The sequence below is a fragment of the Brevibacillus sp. FIR094 genome (assembly GCF_050477165.1).
Taxonomy (GTDB): domain Bacteria; phylum Bacillota; class Bacilli; order Brevibacillales; family Brevibacillaceae; genus Brevibacillus.
The window spans coordinates 270,945-292,247 of sequence record NZ_JBEAES010000001.1 but is presented as its reverse complement, the minus strand read 5'-3'; the positions used below and the strand labels follow the sequence as shown (position 1 = coordinate 292,247).

Below are 21,303 nucleotides of genomic sequence, written 5' to 3'. Positions count from 1 at the left end.
GGACATGAAAAAGGAAGAATTGGAACGTCTTCTTGAACGGGTAGAAAACGGCAATCTGGAGGTCGAGCAGGCGCTTCAGGAAGTCCGGGAAGCCCAGCGGCTTGCGAGTCAGGTTCCGCAACGGCCTGCTTTCGAAGCGGCCAACCGCCGGTGGACGAGAACCTATCATTACGATGAGACGCTTCTGCGTGACCACAAAGTCGGCGGCAAACCCGTTATCATAGGCGTCGCTCATGCTTCAATGGCTATGGATGCTTATTTTGCCCTCTATGAGAGGGAACGCTGCGGTCGAATTCGGAATCTTTCCTTCATCAGCCCTATAAAAGTCGATCCTGCGCAGCCGGTGATCGTCGAGATGAAGCTCGAGAAGGACAGCTATGAAGCCGCGGGCTTTGAGACAGTGTATGGGGACCTCTCCTCCGAGGACAGACCGCTCACCGCTAAAGGCGAGCTTCTTGTAGGGCCGGCAAGCAACCGGGTTTTGGATCTGGCAGGGCTGCAGGCATCAGCCGAACTGTACGAACAGCTGGATCGGATCTATGAGATCAATCGAACCGTTGAATTAGGGCCAAGCTTCAAAACCATTCAGCGTGTATACAAAGGACAGGACTATATTCTTGTCCGGGCTGAACTGACCGGTGAATCGGCTTCCGAGGAATCCGAATCGAGTATTCATCCTCTGCTTTTGAACAGTGCGTTTCTCTCGGTCGTCCCCCTTTTGAATAAGGCGACCGGTTGGGACGGTTATTTGCCGTTTGCGGTCAAGGATGTGCTCTTCCGTAAAACCGAACGTTTGCATCAATGCTGGATCCATATCCATCATTTGAAAGAATCGGACGAAATGATCGTTTTCGATGCAGAGCTGATTGAAGACACCGGCATAGTGGTGGCACAGCTGACGGAATGTTCGATCAAGCGCCTCCGTCTGTCAGCAATCTCACGTGAAGAGATTGCAACGAATGATTCTGCTAATGGCGGAATCGAGGCTCTGGAAGAGCGCATCATCGGCTATTTGGTGCGTCAGGTGGAGACGGTCACCGATGGCCGGTTAAAGTCTTGCAGCGTTACGGCGAATTTAATGGAGCTTGGTCTAAACTCCGCCCAACTTATTGCACTTACCGGCGTTATTGGACGAGAAATCGGCTCAGAGCTCTATCCGACCTTGTTCTTCGAGTACCCAAGCATTGAGGAGCTTGCGTCCTATTTTGGCAAGGGGCATAGGGAGGCCTTCCAGAAGCTGCTGGGAACGACATCTGCACCGATTGCGGAAGCAAAGCCGAAGACTCATTCGTCGACCGCCGACCAGGTCGCAGGAAACGAAGTCGACCATGAAGATATCGCGATCATTGGGATGGACGCATTATTTGCAGAATCGTCCGATATCGAAACGTTTTGGGAAAATATCGTATCCCGGAAGGATCTGATCAAAGAAATTCCGCCCGACCATTGGGATTTCCGGCCTTGGTTCGACGAAGACCGCCGAGCCAAAGACAAGACGTATTGCAAATGGGGCAGCTTTATCGATGACGTCGATAAGTTCGATGCGGAATTTTTTAACATATCGCCAAGAGAAGCCGAATGGATGGACCCGCAAATCCGACTACTGCTGCAAAGCGTCTACGCAACCGCGGAGGATGCAGGCGTTGTGAAGCAGTTAGGGGGAAGCAGCACGGGAGTATTTGTCGGGGTGTGTGTTCATGATTACGCGGACCGAATCGCGGAAATGAATCTCCCCGTCGATCCTCATATGGGGACAGGCAATGCGCAGACCGTCGTCGCCAATCGGGTATCGTTCATCTTTGATTTGAAAGGCCCGAGCATGGCGATCGATACAGCGTGTTCTTCGTCTTTGTTCGCTTTACATACGGCTTGCCGTTCCTTGCAAAATGGGGAGTGTAAGATGGCCTTTGTCGGCGGCGTCAATCTGCTGTTGTCGTCCTGGCACTACCGGTATTTCAGTAGTATCGGCGCTTTATCTCCCACCGGCCGCTGCCATACGTTCGATGCAGCCGCCGACGGGTATGTACCAGGAGAGGCGATCGCCAGCATGCTGCTTAAACCGCTGTCGCAAGCGAAGAAAGACGGCAATCGCATCTACGCCGTCATAAAAGGTTCAGCGGCGCTGCATGGAGGACATACGCCGTCACTTACGGCACCAAGTATCGAGGGCGAGGAACATGTCATTGCGAAAGCTTGGGAGGACGCGCGGATTGAGCCGGAATCGATCGGTTATATCGAAGCGCATGGCACCGGTACGGCACTCGGGGACCCGATCGAAATAAGCAGCTTGAAGAAAGCGTTTGAGCGTTTCACCGACAAGAAGCAGTTCTGCGCGGTCGGTTCTGTGAAGTCGAATATCGGCCACACGGAAGGTGCTGCCGGAATCGCCGGCGTCATCAAAGTCATCCAACAGATGAGGCATCGTCAAATACCGGCAATGCCGAAGCTTAATCAAATAAACCCTTACATCCAACTAGAAGACTCGGCGCTTTACATTAATCGGGAGAATCAATACTGGGACACAAGGGTCGGACTTCCGAGACGGGCTGGTGTCAGCTCCTTCGGCTTTTCCGGCTCCTATGCCCATGTCGTCATCGAAGAATATGTGGAAGAAGCATCGACCGCTCTGGTAATAGGAACTCCTTATGCTCTGATATGGTCGGCAAAAAATGAAGAACGGCTGCGTGAGCAGATTCGCCAGTTCGTCGAGTGGATGAGCAAATCGGAAAATAGCGAAGCGGAATTGGCACAGATTGCTTATACGTTGCAGACCGGCAGGGATGAGCATGAAGAACGGTTGGCCGTTGCCGTTGAATCGGTTGAGGAGCTTCAATATAAGATCACCGCTTATTTGGATGGCCGCGAAGGAATTCCGCTGTTGTACAAGGGAAGTGTTGGATCCGGCAGCAGGGGAAGCAGGCCCGAAATACTCGAGCACGAGGAAATATCGAAGGTTCTCGAACGATGGGTTCAGGGCGGCGTCTATGATTGGAATCGCCGATACGAAGCGCTAAAGCCTCGTCCGATCTCGCTCCCGACGTATTCGTTCGCCAAGGAGAGATACTGGATCCCGGATATGAGAAGCACCCAAACGGCAGCGGGTGCTGATCCGCTTCATCCGCTGCTGCACCGCAATACGTCGGATTTCACCGTACAGCGCTTCAGCTCGCGGTTTGAAGGAACTGAATTTTATTTGGAGGACCACCAGGTTGAAGGCAGGCGCATTCTTCCGGGAGTCGCTTATTTGGAGATGGCCCGAGCAGCGGCTGTCCTATCCATCGGCAAGTCGTTGCCGGAGGTATCCGTCCGATTACAACAGGTGGTATGGGCACAGCCGATCCTTGCAGGTGATGAACCTGTACATGCCCATATCACCTTGAAGCCAAGCGACAACGGGACCATTGATTATCGGATTTATACCGGGGCATCGGAGGAACAAGCTGGGGAGAACGTGCACAGTCAAGGAACCGTGCTGGTCTTAGAAGCGGCTGAGCCGCCCGTTTTCGATTACCATGAGATTCGGAAACAATGCTCGCGACGACAGTTATCGGCTGGGCAATGCTACGAAGCGTTCGAGGGGATGGGCATTCATTACGGTCCCTCGCATCGCTCGGTATCCGTGATTTATATCGGCGACGGGCAGCTGCTTGCGCAGTTGTCGATGCCTTCATTGATTGCGGAAACTAGGGATGACTTTGTGCTGCACCCTAGCATGATGGATGGCGCCTTGCAGGCCTGCATTGGTTTGGCTGCAGTAGAATACGAGCAAGCACCGCTTGCGATGCCGTTTGCGTTGACGTCACTTGAGGTGTTCCGCAGATGCACGCCATCGATGTGGGCTTATATCCGGAGCGTCACAGAGGAAGGCGATGGTAAGGACCGGGATCTCACATTCGATATCGACTTATGTGATGACCAAGGCCGTGTCTGTATCCGGATGACAGGTCTTGTAACTCGGGCGTTGACCGCAAAACGAGAACTTGCGCTTCAGGCATGTTCCGCTGAAAGCCGCACGGCCGTTCATCTGCGGCCGATTTTGATAAAAGCTGCGGCTTCCATTTTAGGTGTGAAGGAAGACGAGATTGATCCGGATGCCGAGATGGAGGAATACGGTATGGACCCGATCAAGCTGAATGAATGGGCTCATCAGCTGTTCGAAGCTTGTCAGCTTGAAATACGACCATCCGAATTGCCCGCGTTTAAGACGATGACGATCAATACAATAGCGGAGTATCTTAGCGGATCCGGAAGAGTATCGCGAATTTTGGAAGGCGATGAAGAGACGGCGCAGGACGAAGCCAAAGTGTCGGAAGCAATCGATCGAATGAACGATATGAACCGCACATTGTGCCGGATGCTTTGGGCTTATTTTTGCGAAACAGGATGGCTGGCCTCTTTATCAGCCTTCGGAGGCTATATACCCTCGGAGACGGAATTGCAGAGCTCCTATCGGAAATGGTTTCAAGAAAGCGTCGCAATGCTGGTCCGCAGCGGCTATTTAATGCCGGAGGCAAACGGCGTTTACGCCCCGGCTCAAGGGCCGGTAACTCTCGGGCAAGCCTGGGCGGAATGGGAAGCGAACAAGAAAAAATGGCTGGACCATAACGATGTCTCTGCACAAGCTTCCCTTGTGGAGGCGACGATGCGCGCGCTTTCCGAGATTCTCTCCGATGGCGTTAGGCCGACGGATGTCATGTTCCCGGGATCGTCCACGGCGTTGGTGGAGGGCATTTACAAAAATAACCGCGTAGCCGACTTTTATAACGACCTGCTCGCGGATACCGCGGCGGATTACGTGTGTGAACGGATTGCACTTGATCCGAATGCGGAAATACGGATTTTGGAAATTGGCGCCGGAAGCGGCGGAACGAGCGAGGCGGTGCTTCGGAGGCTGAAACCTTATGAAGCGCATATCATCGATTTTAGCTACACGGATGTATCCAAATCGTTTTTGCTCCATGCGGAACAGAAGTATGGCAAAGAATATCCGTACCTTTCCTTCCATTTATTCGATGTCGAACAAGAGTTGGAAGGGCAGGGAATTGCGAAGGGCAGCTTCGATATCGTGATTGCGGCCAATGTGCTTCATGCGACCCGCGATATGAAAAAGACGCTGTATCATGTCAAATCCGCACTGCGCGCAAACGGACTGCTTCTGTTAAACGAGCTTACCGGAAACACGGTGTTCAATCATGTGACATTCGGTCTGCTGGAGGGTTGGTGGCGTTATGAAGATCCAGAGCTTCGAATTCCGGGATGTCCGGGCCTGCATGTGCCAGTCTGGGAGTCCCTGCTTGCCCGGACAGGCTTTCACGGGATCATGATTCCTTCTGATGGTCGCCTTTCGTGGGACCAGCATATTATCGCCGCGTTGAGCGACGGCATATTAGATCAACCTAAGCGGCTTGCGGCCGGAGAGCGGCACGAGCGGCTTCATGACCTAACCAATACGGACCGAAGCGGTGAACATATGGAAGAACAGTGGATTGAAGATTATGTCAAGAAGACGATACGGGAATATGTCGCGCAAGCCTTGAAAATGGACGAGAAGCGTATTCAGGATGAGAAAAGCTTCTCCGAATACGGCGTAGATTCCATCGTGGCAGTCAGTCTCGTGAACAGCCTGAATCATCACTTCGGCCTTATTCTCAAGACAACGGTGTTGTTTGATTACAATAACGTGAAGCGGTTATGTGCGTTTTTGATCAAGGAGCATACGGATCAAATAACCGTTCTTCTCAAGCGGAGCGAACCGGCTGCCGGCAGAGAGGAAGAGGACGCACGAGCCCTACAGGCATCGGCAAAGCAGCCCGTCCAAAGCGGCCTTAGCATGCCGGCGTTGAACAATCGCTTTCGATCGCAACCGGCAGGATCCCCGGTGCCAGCAGTCAGTGAGCATCAGAGCGCTCCCCTTCCTGCGGAAAAGCCGACGTATCACCATGTCGTGATCGAGCGGCCCGGAGGCATTGATTCGCTGCGGATTGCACAATCCGGCGTTCCAGAGATGAAAGCCGATGAGGTTCGCATCGCCGTCCGTGCCTTTGCGCTGAATTTCGGCGATCTTCTCTGCTTGAAGGGTCTATACCCGACCATGCCGGCATACCCGTTCACACCGGGCTTTGAGGCAAGCGGGGTTGTTGTAGCCTCCGGTGCCGACGTTTCGACCGTTCGTACGGGCGATGAAGTGATTGTGGCGCTCGGGGCTTCTTTCGGCGGACATTCCACCATGATCACATGTCGGGAAGACCAGCTGTTCAAGAAGCCGGATTACCTCACGTTTGAGCAGGCTTGCACCATTCCGGCAGCCGCCATGACGATGATCAACGCTTTCCGCAAAGCGGATCTCAAGAAAGGCGAGAAAATTCTCATCCATACCGCGGCAAGCGGAACAGGACTTATCGCGGTACAGCTTGCGCGTCATTATGGTGCGGAAATATATGTTACAGCCGGGTCCAACCGTAAGCTTGAATTTTTAGAAACGCTCGGTGTGAACTATAGGATCAATTACAGGGAGACCGATTTCGAGGAAGAGATCGACAGGCTGACCGGCGGTAATGGAATCGATGTCATTATCAATACGCTTCCCGGGGACGCCATTCAGAAAGGAATCAACTGTCTGGCGCCGGGAGGCCGTTATATCGAGCTGGCGATGACGGCACTCAAAACCGCGAAGACGATCGATTTATCAGCGCTGGATGAGAATCAGACCTTTTATAGCATCAATTCAAGAAAGCTTGCTAACGAGAATCCGGCCGAGCTGCGCGGTTATGTCGAAGAGATGCTTGCGCTTGTCGAAGCAGGAACGATAAGCCCTGTCATTGATGGGGTTATCCCGTTTGAGCGGGTAGCGGATGCTTACCGATCTATTGAGGATCGGACTGCTATCGGAAAGCTCGTCGTTACGGTTACAGAGCCTTATCGATATCAAGAAACGGCGACTTACGTCAAGCGGTTGGACAATGCGGAACTGCCAAGAACACCGCACAGCGGGGAACAAGGCCAGGAGCCGGAGCCCATTGCCGTGATCGGGATGAGCGGCAGGTTTGCCAAGTCGGAAACGCTGGATGAATTTTGGGCCAATCTGGCAAACGGGACCGATTTGATCGAGGAGGCAAGCCGCTGGGATCTTAGTCCATACAAGGCAGGGAAAAATAGTTTCTGTTCGAAAGGCAGCTATGTCGATGCAATCGACCGTTTCGACCCGGTTTTCTTTAACATTTCGGGTTACGAAGCAAACTATATGGATCCTCAACAGCGTTTATTTCTAGAGGAAGCGTGGAAAGCGCTTGAAGATGCCGGTTATGCCGGAGCGGGAATGGATGGGCGAAAATGCGGCGTGTTTGTCGGCAGTAGCGGAAGCGACTATGCTCGACTGTTGGGCAAGCAGGCGCCAGCGCCTGCTTTTTGGGGCAATGCCGGTTCAGTCATTCCTGCACGAATCGCCTATTATCTTAACTTGCACGGACCGGCGGTAACCATCGACACCGCGTGCTCCAGCTCGCTTGTCGCTGTCCACATGGCCTGCCAGAGCTTAAGGTCCGGGGAAACGGAATTGGCGCTGGCCGGCGGTGTTTTCATTCAGTCGACACCAAGCTTTTATGAGAGCGCCAATCAAGCGGGCATGCTGTCCGCGTCGGGACGGTGCTACACTTTCGATGAACGGGCAGATGGCTTTGTACCCGGTGAAGGCGTGGGGACTGTCGTTCTGAAGCGGCTCCGTGACGCCCAGGCCGACGGTGATTACATCTATGGCGTCATCATAGGCTCAGGCATAAACCAGGACGGTACGACGAATGGTCTTACGGCTCCAAGCGCGTTATCCCAGGAGCGTCTCGAACGGGATGTTTACGATTCATTCGACATTGATCCAGAAAGTATACAGCTGGTCGAAGCACACGGAACCGGCACGCGATTGGGTGATCCGATCGAATATCAAGCTCTGACGAATGCGTTTCGCCATTATACGGAGCGGCGGGAGTACTGCGCCATCGGCTCCGTCAAGACCAATATGGGCCATGCCGCAGCCGCTGCGGGTATTGCCGGCTTGCTCAAGGTAATGCTGGCGCTCAAATATAAGCAGTTGCCGCCGTCCTTGCATTTTAGTAACGGCAACCCCGGCATTGATTTTCAAGAAAGTCCGTTTTATGTCAATACCGAGCTAAGGAGCTGGGAGGCCGAAGCAGGAAGCAGGCGCCGCGCAGCCGTCAGCTCGTTCGGGTTCAGTGGGACGAACGCGCATCTTGTTGTCGAAGAAGCCCCTGCAATCGAGCGTAAGTCCGTCAAACGGCAGGGCTTCCTGATCGTCTTGTCGGCTTGTACGCAGGAGCAGCTGCGACGACAAGCGGAACAGCTCCTAGATTACGGTTTAGCCAACGCTGGCGCTGATTGCGGCAGCATAAGCTTTACGCTGCTTACAGGGCGGAAACACTTCCATCACAGACTGGCGTTTGTCGTACGTGATACCCGTGAATTAACGTCCTTGCTGTCTTCGTGGATTGGCAGTGAGGCCACGCCTCGGATATTCCAGTCCGAGCTAGACGCCAATGGAGCGCGGCAGCAGCTTGCTTTGAAACGGTATGGAAACCAGTGCATTCGCGAGCTGCAGCATGCGGACGGAGCCGCAGACTATATAGAGCGTTTGTCATCGATCGCCGAGCTTTACGTACAAGGTTATGAGCTTGATTATCACGAGCTGTTCGCGAAGGGAAGGAATTTCAAAATTCCGCTGCCTACCTATCCTTTTGCCGATGAAAGGTATTGGGTGCCGGAAGTCAAACTGCATGCGGATGCGCAGACGGAAAGTGATGCGACAAAGCAAGCCGTACTCCACCCATTGGTACAAAGAAATACATCGGATTTCCAGGATATGAAATACAGCTCGACCTTTACAGGCGAGGAATTCTTCATCAGGGATCACGTCGTGAACGGCGAACCGGTTATGCCCGGTGTCGCTTATTTGGAGATGGCTCAAGCCGCGATTCGGATGATGGCGGGAGGCGAGCGGGAGAGCAGTCTCGGGATTCGTCTGAAACGAGTCGTTTGGGCACGGCCCATGACTGTGGCTGCCAAGCCTCTGGACGTTCGGATCGGGGTGAAGCGGGAACAAAACGGAGACGTCAGCTACCGGGTTACGAGCCAAATCGAGAAAGAGAGTGTTCTCCATTGTCAAGGGGCAGGAGAATTTTTCGAGATGCGGGAACGACCTGTGGTGTTGCTTGAAGAGTTGAAAACTTCGCTGACGCAGAAGCGGTCCGTTCAGAGCTGCTACGAGGCATTTGAACGAATGGGTATTCAATACGGTTCCGGGCAAAGAGGATTGGACGAGGTTTATACAGGGCCAGAGGGCGTACTCGCCAAGCTCTTGTTGCCCGCGAGCGTCCAGAGCACGAAGGATCGCTACACGATGCACCCAAGCATGATGGACTCCGCCCTGCAAGCGGCGGTTGTCTTTATGGACAGGACGGAAGAGAACAAGATGAAGCTCCCGTTTGCAATCGATGAGCTTGAACTGTTTGACCGCTGCGCAACGGTTATGTGGGCTTGGCTGCGGCCAACACGCGGCGAGGCTACAGACGGCCACATTCATAGGCTTGATATCGATCTGTGTGATGAACAAGGGAACGTATGCGTGGCAATAAAGGGATTTTCGTCCCGTTTGACGGATCGGAACACGACAGATAACGCGATGTCGTCGAACACGGATTATGCTTCCGGGAAGTCTGACCAGACCATGTCGGATTTGCTGACTTACGTCTGGGACGAGGCGGAAGTAGAAACAAACGACGTCCAGCCGCCTAACCGAACCGTAATCATTGCGGAAGAAGAAAGCGCGGCCGTTCGTGAAAATCAGCATGAGTGGCCGGTAACGCCGAGCATCATCCTGAAGGCTTCAGATACGATCGAGGAGATGGCTCACAAGTTAAAGGCGTGCGGCGATTTCGAGCATCTGTTGTGGATTGCGGCACGGGAACCGGTCGGAGCTGCCGCTTCGGATGCTCCCATCGAAGAACAGGAAAAGGGCGTCCTTCATCTGTTTCGACTCGTAAAGGCCTTGTTGGCGCTGGGCTATGGGAGCAAGCGTATCGCCTTGAGCTTTATCACCCAGCAAGCCGTTTCGGTCCAACGCGATGACGCCGAGCATTCTTCCGCTGCCAGCGTACACGGATTGGCCGGCGCGATCGCCAAGGAATATCCGCTATGGGCGATACGGGTTGTCGATTTGGAAGCAGGCGGCAGCCTTTCGTTTGATCAATTGTTCCGTCTGCCTGCCGACCCGGATGGCCAGGTGTGGGCCCGTCGTGATAACCGGTGGTATCGTCAACGAATACTTCCGGTGGCCGCAGCCGTACCGAAACAAAGCCTTTATCGTCAAGGCGGCGTTTATGTCGTCATCGGCGGTGCAGGCGGGATCGGCGAGGCGTGGACCGAATATATGATCCGCCAATACAGAGGACGAGTTGTTTGGATTGGCCGAAAATCGCTGGATGAAACCATTCAGCTTAAGATTGATCGACTGAGTGCGGCTTATGGGATAGAGCCGTGGTATATTTCGGCCGATGCCAAAGACAAACAGTCTTTGCAGCGGTCTGTCGACGAAGTGAAGTCACGCTATGGCGCGATCAATGGCGTCATCCATTCCGCTATCGTCCTGCTGGATCAAAGCTTGGCAAACATGGATGAAGCACGCTTCCGCGCGGCGCTGTCGGCGAAAGTAGATATCAGTGCTCGGATGGCGCAAGTATTCGCGGCTGAGCAGCTTGATTTTATGCTGTTCTTTTCTTCCATTAATTCGTATACCAAACCGGCCGGTCAAAGTAATTATGCTTCCGGCTGCACCTTCAAGGATGCTTATGCCCACCAGCTTGGCAAGGAGCTGCCCTTCCCAGTCAAGGTGATGAATTGGGGTTATTGGGGAAGCGTAGGCGTCGTTGCCTCGGAGGAGTACCGGAAGAAAATGGCCTCGCTTGGCGTAGCTTCCATTGAACCGGATGAGGCAATGGCCGCGTTGGAATTGCTACTTGTAGCACCATTGGACCAACTAGTGATGCTGAAGATGACAAAGCCGGTGCCGCTTGCAGGATTGCTGCATGATGAACGTCTAGTCATGCAGGCTGACCGCAGCTCACTGCTTTCAGGAATTCAAAACCGTATGCAGGAAGCAGATGACTCGCGGCTTGGCCGTATACAATCCGATATGGGGCACCCCATGGCGTTGCTGGACGCTGCCATTTGCAGATTGATGTGGGCGATCTACAGAGAAAGCGGCTGGCTTAGCGGTGTTGAAGACGGTGCGTCCGGGATGCTGCCGGCCTACTACAGATGGCATCAAGAAACCATAGCCGCCTTCGAACGGGCCGGTTATGTTCGGCGCGAGGACGGCGCGGTGCGCATATTGGACACACGCCCTCTGGATCTGGATGGAGAGTGGCGGCAATGGTACCAGACGAGAAGCGAATGGAAGAGCAACGGCAATATGAATACACAAGCCGAGTTGGCAGAAAAAACGCTGCACGCCCTCCAGCGCATTTTGGTCGGGGAATTACCGGCAACGGATGTTATTTTCCCGAACGGTTCCTTCGGATTGGTGGAGTCTGTTTACAAAAACAATCTGATGGCTGATTTTTTCAATGAAGCGCTTGCGGATACGGTGGCGGCTTATGTGCAGGAACGCTTGGCGCTGGACAAGTCGGCCAAGATACGGATTCTGGAGATCGGAGCGGGTACGGGAGGGACGAGTGCCGTTGTACTCAAGCGGCTAGAACCGTATCAATCCCACATGGCCGACTATCTTTACACGGATTTATCAAAGGCGTTTCTGATTCACGGAAAGCAGGCGTATGGGGCGCAGGCTCCTTACTTGTCCTGCAAAATAGTCGATATTGAACGTTCACTTTCCGAGCAAGGGATTGAAGAAGGAAGCTTCGATCTTGTCATAGCAACGAATGTGCTCCATGCCACTGCACGGATAAGACGTACGTTGCGTCATGCAAAGGCAGCCCTGCGTTCGGGCGGGTTATTGCTGATCAACGAGATCCATGCAAACCGCCTGTTCATGCACGTGACTTTCGGGTTATTAGAAGGCTGGTGGCTGCAAGAGGATGCCGAAGTACGCATTCCCGGCAGTCCGGTGCTAACTACGGAAATGTGGCAGCGGCTTTTGGCGGAGGAAGGTTTCCGGAGCATCTTCTATCCGGCACGGAAAGGTCATTTTCTCGGCGCCGCTGTCATTGCTGCGGAGAGCGACGGCGTGTATCGGAAGTACCCAAGCGGTTGTGCGAGCGTCCCGTCGGATTTCCATGGGCAGGAGCCGCTCCCGATCAGCCCGTCCACAAGCGGCACAAAAGGCACTAACGGTGCTGGTGACGTTTCGGACCGGGCGCTCGGCTCGTTTATCCAAACCGTTATTCGAACAGCGGTGGCGGATGCACTGCAAATCGATGCAGGCCGAATTCAGGACGATCGGAGCTTCTCGGATTACGGCGTCGATTCCATCATTGCGGTCAACCTCATTAACATCATTAATGAGCGCTGTGAGACGCAGCTGCAGACGACGATCATTTTTGACTATAACAGCGTCGAGCGGCTATCCGATTGGCTGCTTCGCGAGCATCGGCAAGAACTGCTGAGCAAGTACCGGCAGCCAGATAAAAACGCAGCCCAATCCCCGCCGCAGGTCATGGCTGAAGAACGGGCCCCGGCACCTGGGGCATCGGAGGACGGGTATCGAGCCGCAGAAGATGCAACTACCTTCGAGCTGGCGGAAAAGAGTCAGAATCCGCGGGTACGTCATCATATAGTTGTTGAACGCTCCGGCGGTATCGACGACCTTCAATTGAAACAGTCGGCAGTGCCGCCGCTGACGGAGCATGATGTGCTGGTTGAGGTACGTGCCTTTTCATTGAATTTCGGCGATCTGCTTTGCGCCAAAGGTCTGTATCCAGTGATGCCGCCTTTTCCTTTTACGCCCGGCTTTGAGGCAAGTGGTGTTGTCATCGATACCGGTAAAGCGGTGACCTCCGTCCGGCGTGGTGATCCAGTGGTTGTGACCGGAGGCGGGAATATAGGCGCGCAATCGACCTACATCGTGTGCTCGGAGCAGTCGCTTCTTCCAAAGCCTGACTTTTTGTCCTTTGAAGAAGCTTGTTCGCTGCCGGCAGTCGGCCTTACGATGATGGACGCTTTTCGCAAAGCGGCAGTCAAACCCGGCGACAAGGTGCTTGTTCAGACGGCGGCGGGAGGAATCGGCTTGATGGCCGTACAGCTAGCCCGCCATTACGGCGCAGAAATATACGCTACCGCAGGCTCCAAGGAAAAATTGGACTATCTTGCAGGTATTGGTGTTCCGAAGCTCATCAATTACAGGGAAGACGATTTCGAGCAGGAGCTCAAGAGGCTTACGGACGGACAAGGGGTACAGATCGTTGTGAACACACTGTCCGGGGACGCGATGTCGAAAGGATTCCGGTGTTTGGCGCCGGGAGGCCGGTATATTGAGCTCGCCTTAACCGCGCTGAAGTCCGCGCGGAGCATCGACTTGTCGCTGTTGAACGAGAACAGGGCGTTCTATTCCGTTGACTTAAGAGCGTTGTCAGCCGAACAACCGGCTACGATACAAGCTTATTGGGACGAGTTGACAGCTCTGATTAGGCAAGGGGTCATACGGCCGACAATCGGCGGCGTTTACGCGCTCTCTGATTTTAAAGAAGCCTATCGTCAGTTGGAGAATCGGAAAAATATCGGCAAGATTGTGGTGCGTATACCCGGAGGCGATTACCTGTCTGAACCCGAAGCCAGTTCTTCTGCTATGGAGGATGCAAGCATGCCGCAGGCTCCAACGCCTTTAGAACCGGTGGCCATTGTCGGGATAAGCGGCCGTTTTGCTCGTTCGGATTCGGCGAAGGAGCTATGGTCACATCTTGAGGCAGGGACCGATCTGGTAGAAGAAGTGACACGCTGGGAACTCCGTGGGAGCGGCTCGGATCCGGAAGGGGTCAAAAGCTGCCGCCATGGAAGCTTTCTAAGCTCAATTGATTGCTTCGATCCGCTTTTCTTTAACATCACCGGCGTGGAAGCCGATTACATGGATCCTCAACAGCGAATCTTTCTCGAGGAATCGTGGAAAGCGCTGGAGGATGCTGGATATGCGGGACCGGGAGAGCATACGCAGCGATGCGGCGTCTATGTCGGAAGCTGTGGTAGCGATTACGCGAGATTGTTTGGAGACGAAGCGCCGGCTCAGGCGTTCTGGGGCAATGCAGGATCCGTCATACCTGCACGGATCGCTTATTACCTGAACCTGCAGGGGCCTGCGGTAACGGTGGATACAGCCTGCTCCAGTTCGCTGGTTGCGATTCATCTTGCCTGTCAAAGCCTGTGGACAAGGGAAACGGACATGGCGCTCGCGGGCGGCGTATTCATCCAATCAACGCCTGAATTTTATACCGTCTCCAATCGTGCCAGTATGCTTTCTCCCACCGGCCGATGCCATGCTTTTGACGAAAGGGCCGACGGCTTCGTGCCTGGAGAAGGCGCCGGTGCGGTTGTCCTCAAACGTTTGAAGGATGCGCTTGCAGACGGCGATCATATTTATGGTGTGATCCGCGGCAGCGGCATCAATCAGGACGGCACGACAAACGGCATTACGGCACCAAGTGCGAATTCACAGGAGCGCCTGCTGCGGCATGTGTATGATACCTTCAGCATCAATCCGCGCCATATTCAGCTGGTAGAGGCGCATGGAACGGGAACGAAGCTGGGAGATCCGATCGAGTTTCAGGCGCTGACTCGGGCGTTCCGACATTACACGGACGATAACCGCTATTGCGCGGTCGGTTCGATTAAATCGAATCTCGGCCATCCGGCTGCTGCCGCAGGCATTGCGGGCTTTTTGAAAGTAATTCTGTCATTGCGTCACAAAAAACTGCCGCCTTCCCTCCATTTTGAAAAGGGCAACAAAAGCATTGCTTTCGAAAATAGTCCCTTTTACGTCAATACGGAGCTTAGGGATTGGACACTTGGCGAGGGAACGAAACGAATGGCGGCCATCAGCTCATTCGGATTCAGTGGAACGAATGCGCATCTTGTTCTTGAGGAAGCTCTTCAGCCGGTTCGCAGACGGGAGGCGAGATCCGCATACTTGTTCGTGCTGTCGGGACGGACCGCGGTACAACTGCGCCAACAGGTTGAAAGGCTGGCTGCGCACTACAGACACTCCCCGCAGTTGGATTGCGCCGCGGTCAGCTTTACGCTGCTGGCAGGACGTAAGCACTTGAAGCACCGGTTTGCATGCGTCGCTGGCTCCCGGCATGAGCTACTCGAACGGCTTGGCGAATGGTTGGATAACGGCCATGCGCAAGACGTTGTCCAAGCAGAGCTGCAGCCTGCCGGGGTGCGGGATGAAGAAGAGCGGCGAATCGACGAAGGAAATCAAAGCATCCAGGCATACCGAGACAATGTCGACGGCCTGGCACGAAAACATCTGCTTGCTTGTGCCGAGCTGTTTGTTCACGGTTATCCGCTGAATTTACGCAAGCTGTTCCTGGAAGGGGAGCAACAGCGGATTCCATTGCCGACATACCCCTTTGCCAAAGAAAGCCATTGGGTAAAGAAAGCGGAGCAACGGAAAGAGGCGAAGACGGATGAAGACGGCTTCAGTGATCTTCTAGATCAGTTTCTCGACGAAACCATAACGTTGGAAACCGCCGTCCAGAAAGCGGAACGAATCCTATCATCTTTGTCTTAGCAGGCTTCTAACCGGGAGGTCAATATGAGAGATTTTTTGCAAGATGTGTTGAGTGGAGTCCAAGAGGGGCGTCTGTCCAAGCCGGAGGCCCTTCGAATGTTGAACAAGTATAAGCAGAGCGCCCCATCCGAGGCAAATGATGATTACGGCGTGCTGCTTTTTCGGCCGTCCGAAGAGGAAACGGCAAAGCTTCCATCGGACCCCCCTGGGCTCAATCAGGACCGATTGATCATATTTGGCGAGTCGATCGAGGTCCGCGCAGATAAATTAGAATGCATGATAGGCAAAGCCGAATGGCTTGTTCTCGAATTCTCAGAGCAGCCAATCGAGCAGCGGTATGAGGCTTATACACTCCAAATCGTCGACCGCCTCCAGCGCCTTCTGCATAATCACACTGGCCGGGAAACGCTTGTGCAGCTTTTCATCGCAAATAAAGAGGAGTCGCCATGGCTTGTCGGATTATACAGCTTACTGTTAACCGCACGTGCAGAAAATCCGAAGCTCACGGTAGAATGTCTCGAATGGTCGGAAAATGATAAGAGAGATATTGCCGGTGCGCTCGAGGCAGGTGCTTGGGGGGGCGGCAGCACAAGTGCTGTCCAATCCCGGCACGGTCGCTGCTACCGTTCCGCGTGGAAGAAGGAGACGGTCCTGCAGGAGCAGGTGCGAATGCCATGGAAAGACCGCGGCATCTATTTAATAACAGGCGGAGCGGGCGCACTCGGCCTGTTATTTGCTGAGGAAATCGCAAGGCAGGTGAGCCTGCCTGTTCTTATACTAATCGGAAGATCGGCAACGCTGAATGACGAAGCATCCGGCCGAATCGAACGGATGGCGGCTCTTGGCGCTAAGGTTGAATATAGGCAGGTTAATCTAAGCGAAGAACGTCAAGTTGCTGCATTGATCGATGCAATTCGGAATCAATATGGCGGCTTGAATGGGATTCTACATGCGGCAGGTATCATCCGCGATGAATATTTGTACCGCAAAACGAGAGATCAGGTTATCGAGGTGCTCGGTCCAAAGGTGAAGGGACTCGTTCATTTGGACCGGTCTAGCAAGGATATCAAGCTGGACGTGTTTGCCGTCTTCTCATCCGTAGCAGGTGTATATGGCAATGCCGGCCAAGCAGACTATGCGGCGGCGAATGGCTTTATGGATGCTTATACCGCATGGAGACAACAGACGGACCGCAACAGGTCAGGAATGATCGCAATCAACTGGCCGCTCTGGAGATCGAACGGGATGCAGCTCGAATCCGGAGCCGAGGAAGCATTGGAACGTGAGACCGGGATGGCGGCGATGCCGGGAACGATCGGCATCCGTGCATTCTACGCTGCGCTTGCAAGCGGAGGAAGCCGGGCCATGGTACTCTACGGTGCTGGTGCTAAGCTAACCCGTTTTGTAGAAAATGACCGAAGTCGCTCTTCGGCCGATCTTGTCGAAGGCGTCAGGCTGGATCCAAACTTGGACAAGCGGACCCTGAAAAGGCTGATTCATTTGTTCTCGGGCTATACGAGGCTCAATCCAGACAGCATTGATCCGGATGAACCGTTGGAAACGTATGGCATCGATTCGATTATGATTACCGAGTTGAACCGCAATCTCGCGAATGACTTCGGTGAGCTTTCCAAAACGTTGTTTTACGAATTCAGGACACTAAGAGGCGTAGCCGATTATTTGAGCGCAACGTATCCGCATCAATGTCTCAATTGGATTGGACTGGTAGAGAAAGATGCACAGGAGAAAAATAGCGCGGCGGCAGCTACGTCCTCCGGTGTGACGCCCCGTTTGTCACCGATCGGTGAAAGTGATCAAACGGTCAGCAGATCGGTCGGCATTGCCGGCAAGAGCGGTCAGCCGGCAGAGAAAGAACCGATCGCGATTATCGGGATGAGCGGCAGATATCCGCAGGCCGAAGATTTGGACGCGTTCTGGCGAAATCTTGCCGCAGGCATGGACTGCATAACCGAAATTCCCGGGGGTCGTTGGCCGGTCGAAGGTTTCTATGAGCCCAATTCGGAGATTGCGGTCGCCGAGGGGAAAAGCTATAGCAAGTGGGGCGGATTTCTGGAGCATGCGACAAGCTTTGATCCGCTCTTCTTTAAAATATCGCCGCTGGAGGCGTCCTGCATGGACCCTCAGGAACGGCTCTTTCTCGAAAGCTGCTGGCATGCGCTTGAGGATGCTGGCTGCACGAGAGAGCATCTGGCTTCGCAGTACGGCGGCCGAGTCGGCGTTTTCGCCGGAATAACGAAAACAGGGTTTAATCTATACGGGCCTGAGTTCAAAAAACAGGGGGAGCGCATGCTTCCCTTTACGTCTTTTAGCTCCGTGGCCAATCGTGTTTCGTACTTGTTTAACTTCAATGGTCCGAGCATGCCGATCGATACGATGTGCTCCTCTTCGTTAACCGCGATTCATGAAGCTTGCGAGCATATTTTGCGCGGGGAATGCGAATTGGCAATCGCCGGAGGCGTCAACTTATATCTTCATCCGTCTAATTATATCGAGCTTAGCGCTCATGGAATGCTGTCCACCGACGGTAAATGCAGAAGCTTCGGCAGCGGCGGCAGCGGCTTCGTTCCGGGAGAAGGGGTAGGTGTTTTACTGCTGAAACGGCTGTCGCAAGCCATTGCCGACGGTGACCGGATTCATGCCGTGATTAGAGCCACAAGCGTGAATCATGGCGGCAAAACAAATGGCTACACCGTTCCAAATCCGAATGCCCAGGGACAGCTGATCCGGCAAGCGCTCGACAAAGCTGGCATTCACAGCAGAACCGTAAGCTATATCGAAGCGCACGGTACGGGCACCAAGCTGGGCGATCCGATCGAAATTACCGGGCTGACGCAAGCGTTCCGCCAAGATACACAGGATAACCAATATTGCGCGATCGGTTCGGTCAAATCGAATATCGGTCATCTTGAGGCGGCGGCAGGTGTGGCCGGCGTAACGAAAATCGTGCTGCAAATGAAGCATCGGAAGCTCGTACCGAGCTTGCATGCGTGTACGCTAAACCCGAATATTCCGATGAAAAACACGCCTTTTATGGTCCAGCAGGAGCTGGCGGATTGGAATAAACCAGTGGTTCGCCTGAACGGCAGAGAGGAAGAGTATCCGAGAATTGCGGGCATTTCTTCCTTTGGCGCAGGCGGCGCCAATGCGCATATTGTGCTCGAGGAGTATATTCCGCCTGCGAGTGAAGCCAGAAAAGAAACATCCGCTAGTGAAGATGTGCTTATTCTGCTGTCGGCCTCCAACGAGCAGCGGCTGTGTATTCAGGCGGAGAGACTGCTTTCGGCTTTGGACAGCGGATCATTGGTGGATTCGGAATTGGCGGAAATCGCTTATACGCTTCAGATCGGCCGCGAGGCGATGGATGAAAGGCTTGCTTTTACCGCGGCTTCGATGGAAGAGTTATCCCTTCGCTTACGAAGTTTTTTGAATAAGACGTCGGATGACGGATCGATATACCGCGGCCATGCGAAATCGGATAAGGATCAGTTGGCCTCGATCGGAGCGGATGACGATCTTGCAAGCCGTGTAAACCGGTGGATCGAGCTCCGGAATGTTGACAGGCTTGGGGCATTATGGGTGAAGGGTCTGAAGGTAGACTGGAGCCGGATGTATGAGAACAAGCCAGTTAGGCGAGTGAGTTTGCCGGGTTATCCTTTTGAACGCAAAACGTACTGGCTGCCGGGCAGCGGCAAGCGGAAAGAAGCTGAAGCTAGTCCAGACTTGGCAGCTGAGAAGCAACGCTTTATCCGCGAACCACAGAACCATTCGGAAGCGTTTGAACATGTTTTGCTTACACCTGTTTGGGAGCCTGTGCCTGTCGAATCCAGGCCTGCGTACCCCGGAGCGAACAGCCGAAGCGTTGTGATCATTGGAGGAACGGCTGAAAGCCAGGATGCTCTCTTGGTTCATTATCCGAACGCCATTACAGTCAACGTGGACGAAGAGGATGATATCGAGCAAATCGCTATGGTGCTGGCACGATTCGGCGTCATCGATCATTTATTTTGGCTTGCGCCGCCTTCCGAATTTTTGCTTCATGACGATTCACTCCTTGCTAAGCAAAAGGTTGGTGTCCTGTCGCTATTCCGCTTGATCAAGGCGCTGATGCACGCCGGATATGGCGGGAAAAGGCTGAGTGTCGATGTCCTCACCTTCCAAACCCAGCGGGCATACACGGGAGACAGGATAAATCCCGTTCATGCGAGTGTGCATGGACTGATAGGTGCGCTTGCAAAAGAATATTCCAATTGGCAGATTCGTTTACTGGATTTGGAGCCCGGCTGGGAGACTTCAATGGAAACGTTGTTGACGCTTCCTCCCGATACGGAAGGAAACACGTGGTGCTTAAGGGGACGGGAATGGCTGTGTCAAAGGCTAGCTCCCGTGAATATCGCCTCCGGCATGCAGCACAACGGTTACCGGAAAGGCGGCGTCTATGTCGTTATTGGCGGGGCCGGAGGTATTGGTGAAGTCTGGACGGCGTACATGATCCGCCGCTATCAGGCCCAGATAGTCTGGCTTGGACGCCGCAGGCAGGATGAGTCGATCAGCGCGTCAATCGAACGGGTGTCCACTACGGGGCCAAAGCCATTCTATATAGAGGCGGACGCAGCGGATGCCCAAGCGCTGGATCATGCTTATCAGGTCATCAAAGCACGTTTCGGCGCCATTCATGGTGTCGTTCATGCTGCTATCGTCCTGCGCGACCAAAGCCTGGCTAATATGCAGGAGGACGACTTCCGGGCAGGGCTTGGAGCCAAGATTGACGTCAGTGTACGGCTCGCGCAAATATTCCGCAGAGAGCCGCTTGATTTTGTTTTGTTTTTCTCAGGCATGATGTCCTTCGCCAGAAGGGCGGGTCAAAGCAATTATGCAGCAGGCTGCACGTTTAAAGATGCCTTCGCGATCCGTTTGGCCCGTGACTGGCCGTGTGCGGTGAAGATAATGAATTGGGGCTACTGGGGAAGTGCGGGCATTGTCGCTTCGGACGAATACCAGGCAAGGATGGCGCTTGACGGAATCGGTTCGATAACGCCTTCCGATGCGATGGAGGCGTTGGAGACGCTGCTTGCAAGTCCGATCGAGCAGATGGCATTTATTAAAGCCTCAAAGAGTGTCTTGGAAGCAGGCTTTGCTTCGGAGAGGCTAATAGACATCATGTTCGACACTCCGGGCTTCAGCGGCGATTACAGGTCAATGGTGGAGCTACCGGCACTTCCTGATCTCATTGCTGGTATGAACATAGAACGAGGCCAACCGGTTGGGCCGTCCGGTCAAGCCGAACTGATTTTGCATGATTTGATCGGGGAAGCGTCCCGTTTGCTGGATGTCCATCCCGACGAAATCGACCCGAACGCTGAGTTTGCGGAATACGGATTGGATACGGTCCAGCTGGCCGAGCTTTTAAGCAAGCTTAACAGACGCTTCATGGTGGAAGCAGAAATGCAGGCTTTCACAGATTGGACGACGTTGAACCAGATGGCACAAGCTGTGTCCCGTTTTGTCGGACGATCGGAAATCACGTCATAAGAAAGGGGCCT

2 protein-coding genes are annotated in these 21,303 nt (G+C 53.8%); both read left to right on the top strand.

Translation table 11 applies throughout. From position 1 onward, the window contains the following. Positions 1-4 precede the first annotated feature (4 nt). Positions 5-15,742: an SDR family NAD(P)-dependent oxidoreductase gene (locus tag ACQ5DJ_RS00970; protein ID WP_429840801.1), complete on the top strand. Its 15,738-nt coding sequence runs from the start codon at positions 5-7 to the stop codon at positions 15,740-15,742. 24 nt (positions 15,743-15,766) lie between these two features. After that, positions 15,767-21,292, top strand: coding sequence for an SDR family NAD(P)-dependent oxidoreductase (locus ACQ5DJ_RS00965; RefSeq protein ID WP_429840800.1), 5,526 nt, complete (start codon positions 15,767-15,769; stop codon positions 21,290-21,292). Positions 21,293-21,303 lie beyond the last annotated feature (11 nt).

Bases quoted from the DNA above. Each gene is read 5' to 3' on its own strand.
- ACQ5DJ_RS00970 (WP_429840801.1), top strand. From the start codon at position 5: ATGAAAAAGGAAGAATTGGAACGTCTTCTTGAACGGGTAGAAAACGGC.
- ACQ5DJ_RS00965 (WP_429840800.1), top strand. From the start codon at position 15,767: ATGAGAGATTTTTTGCAAGATGTGTTGAGTGGAGTCCAAGAGGGGCGT.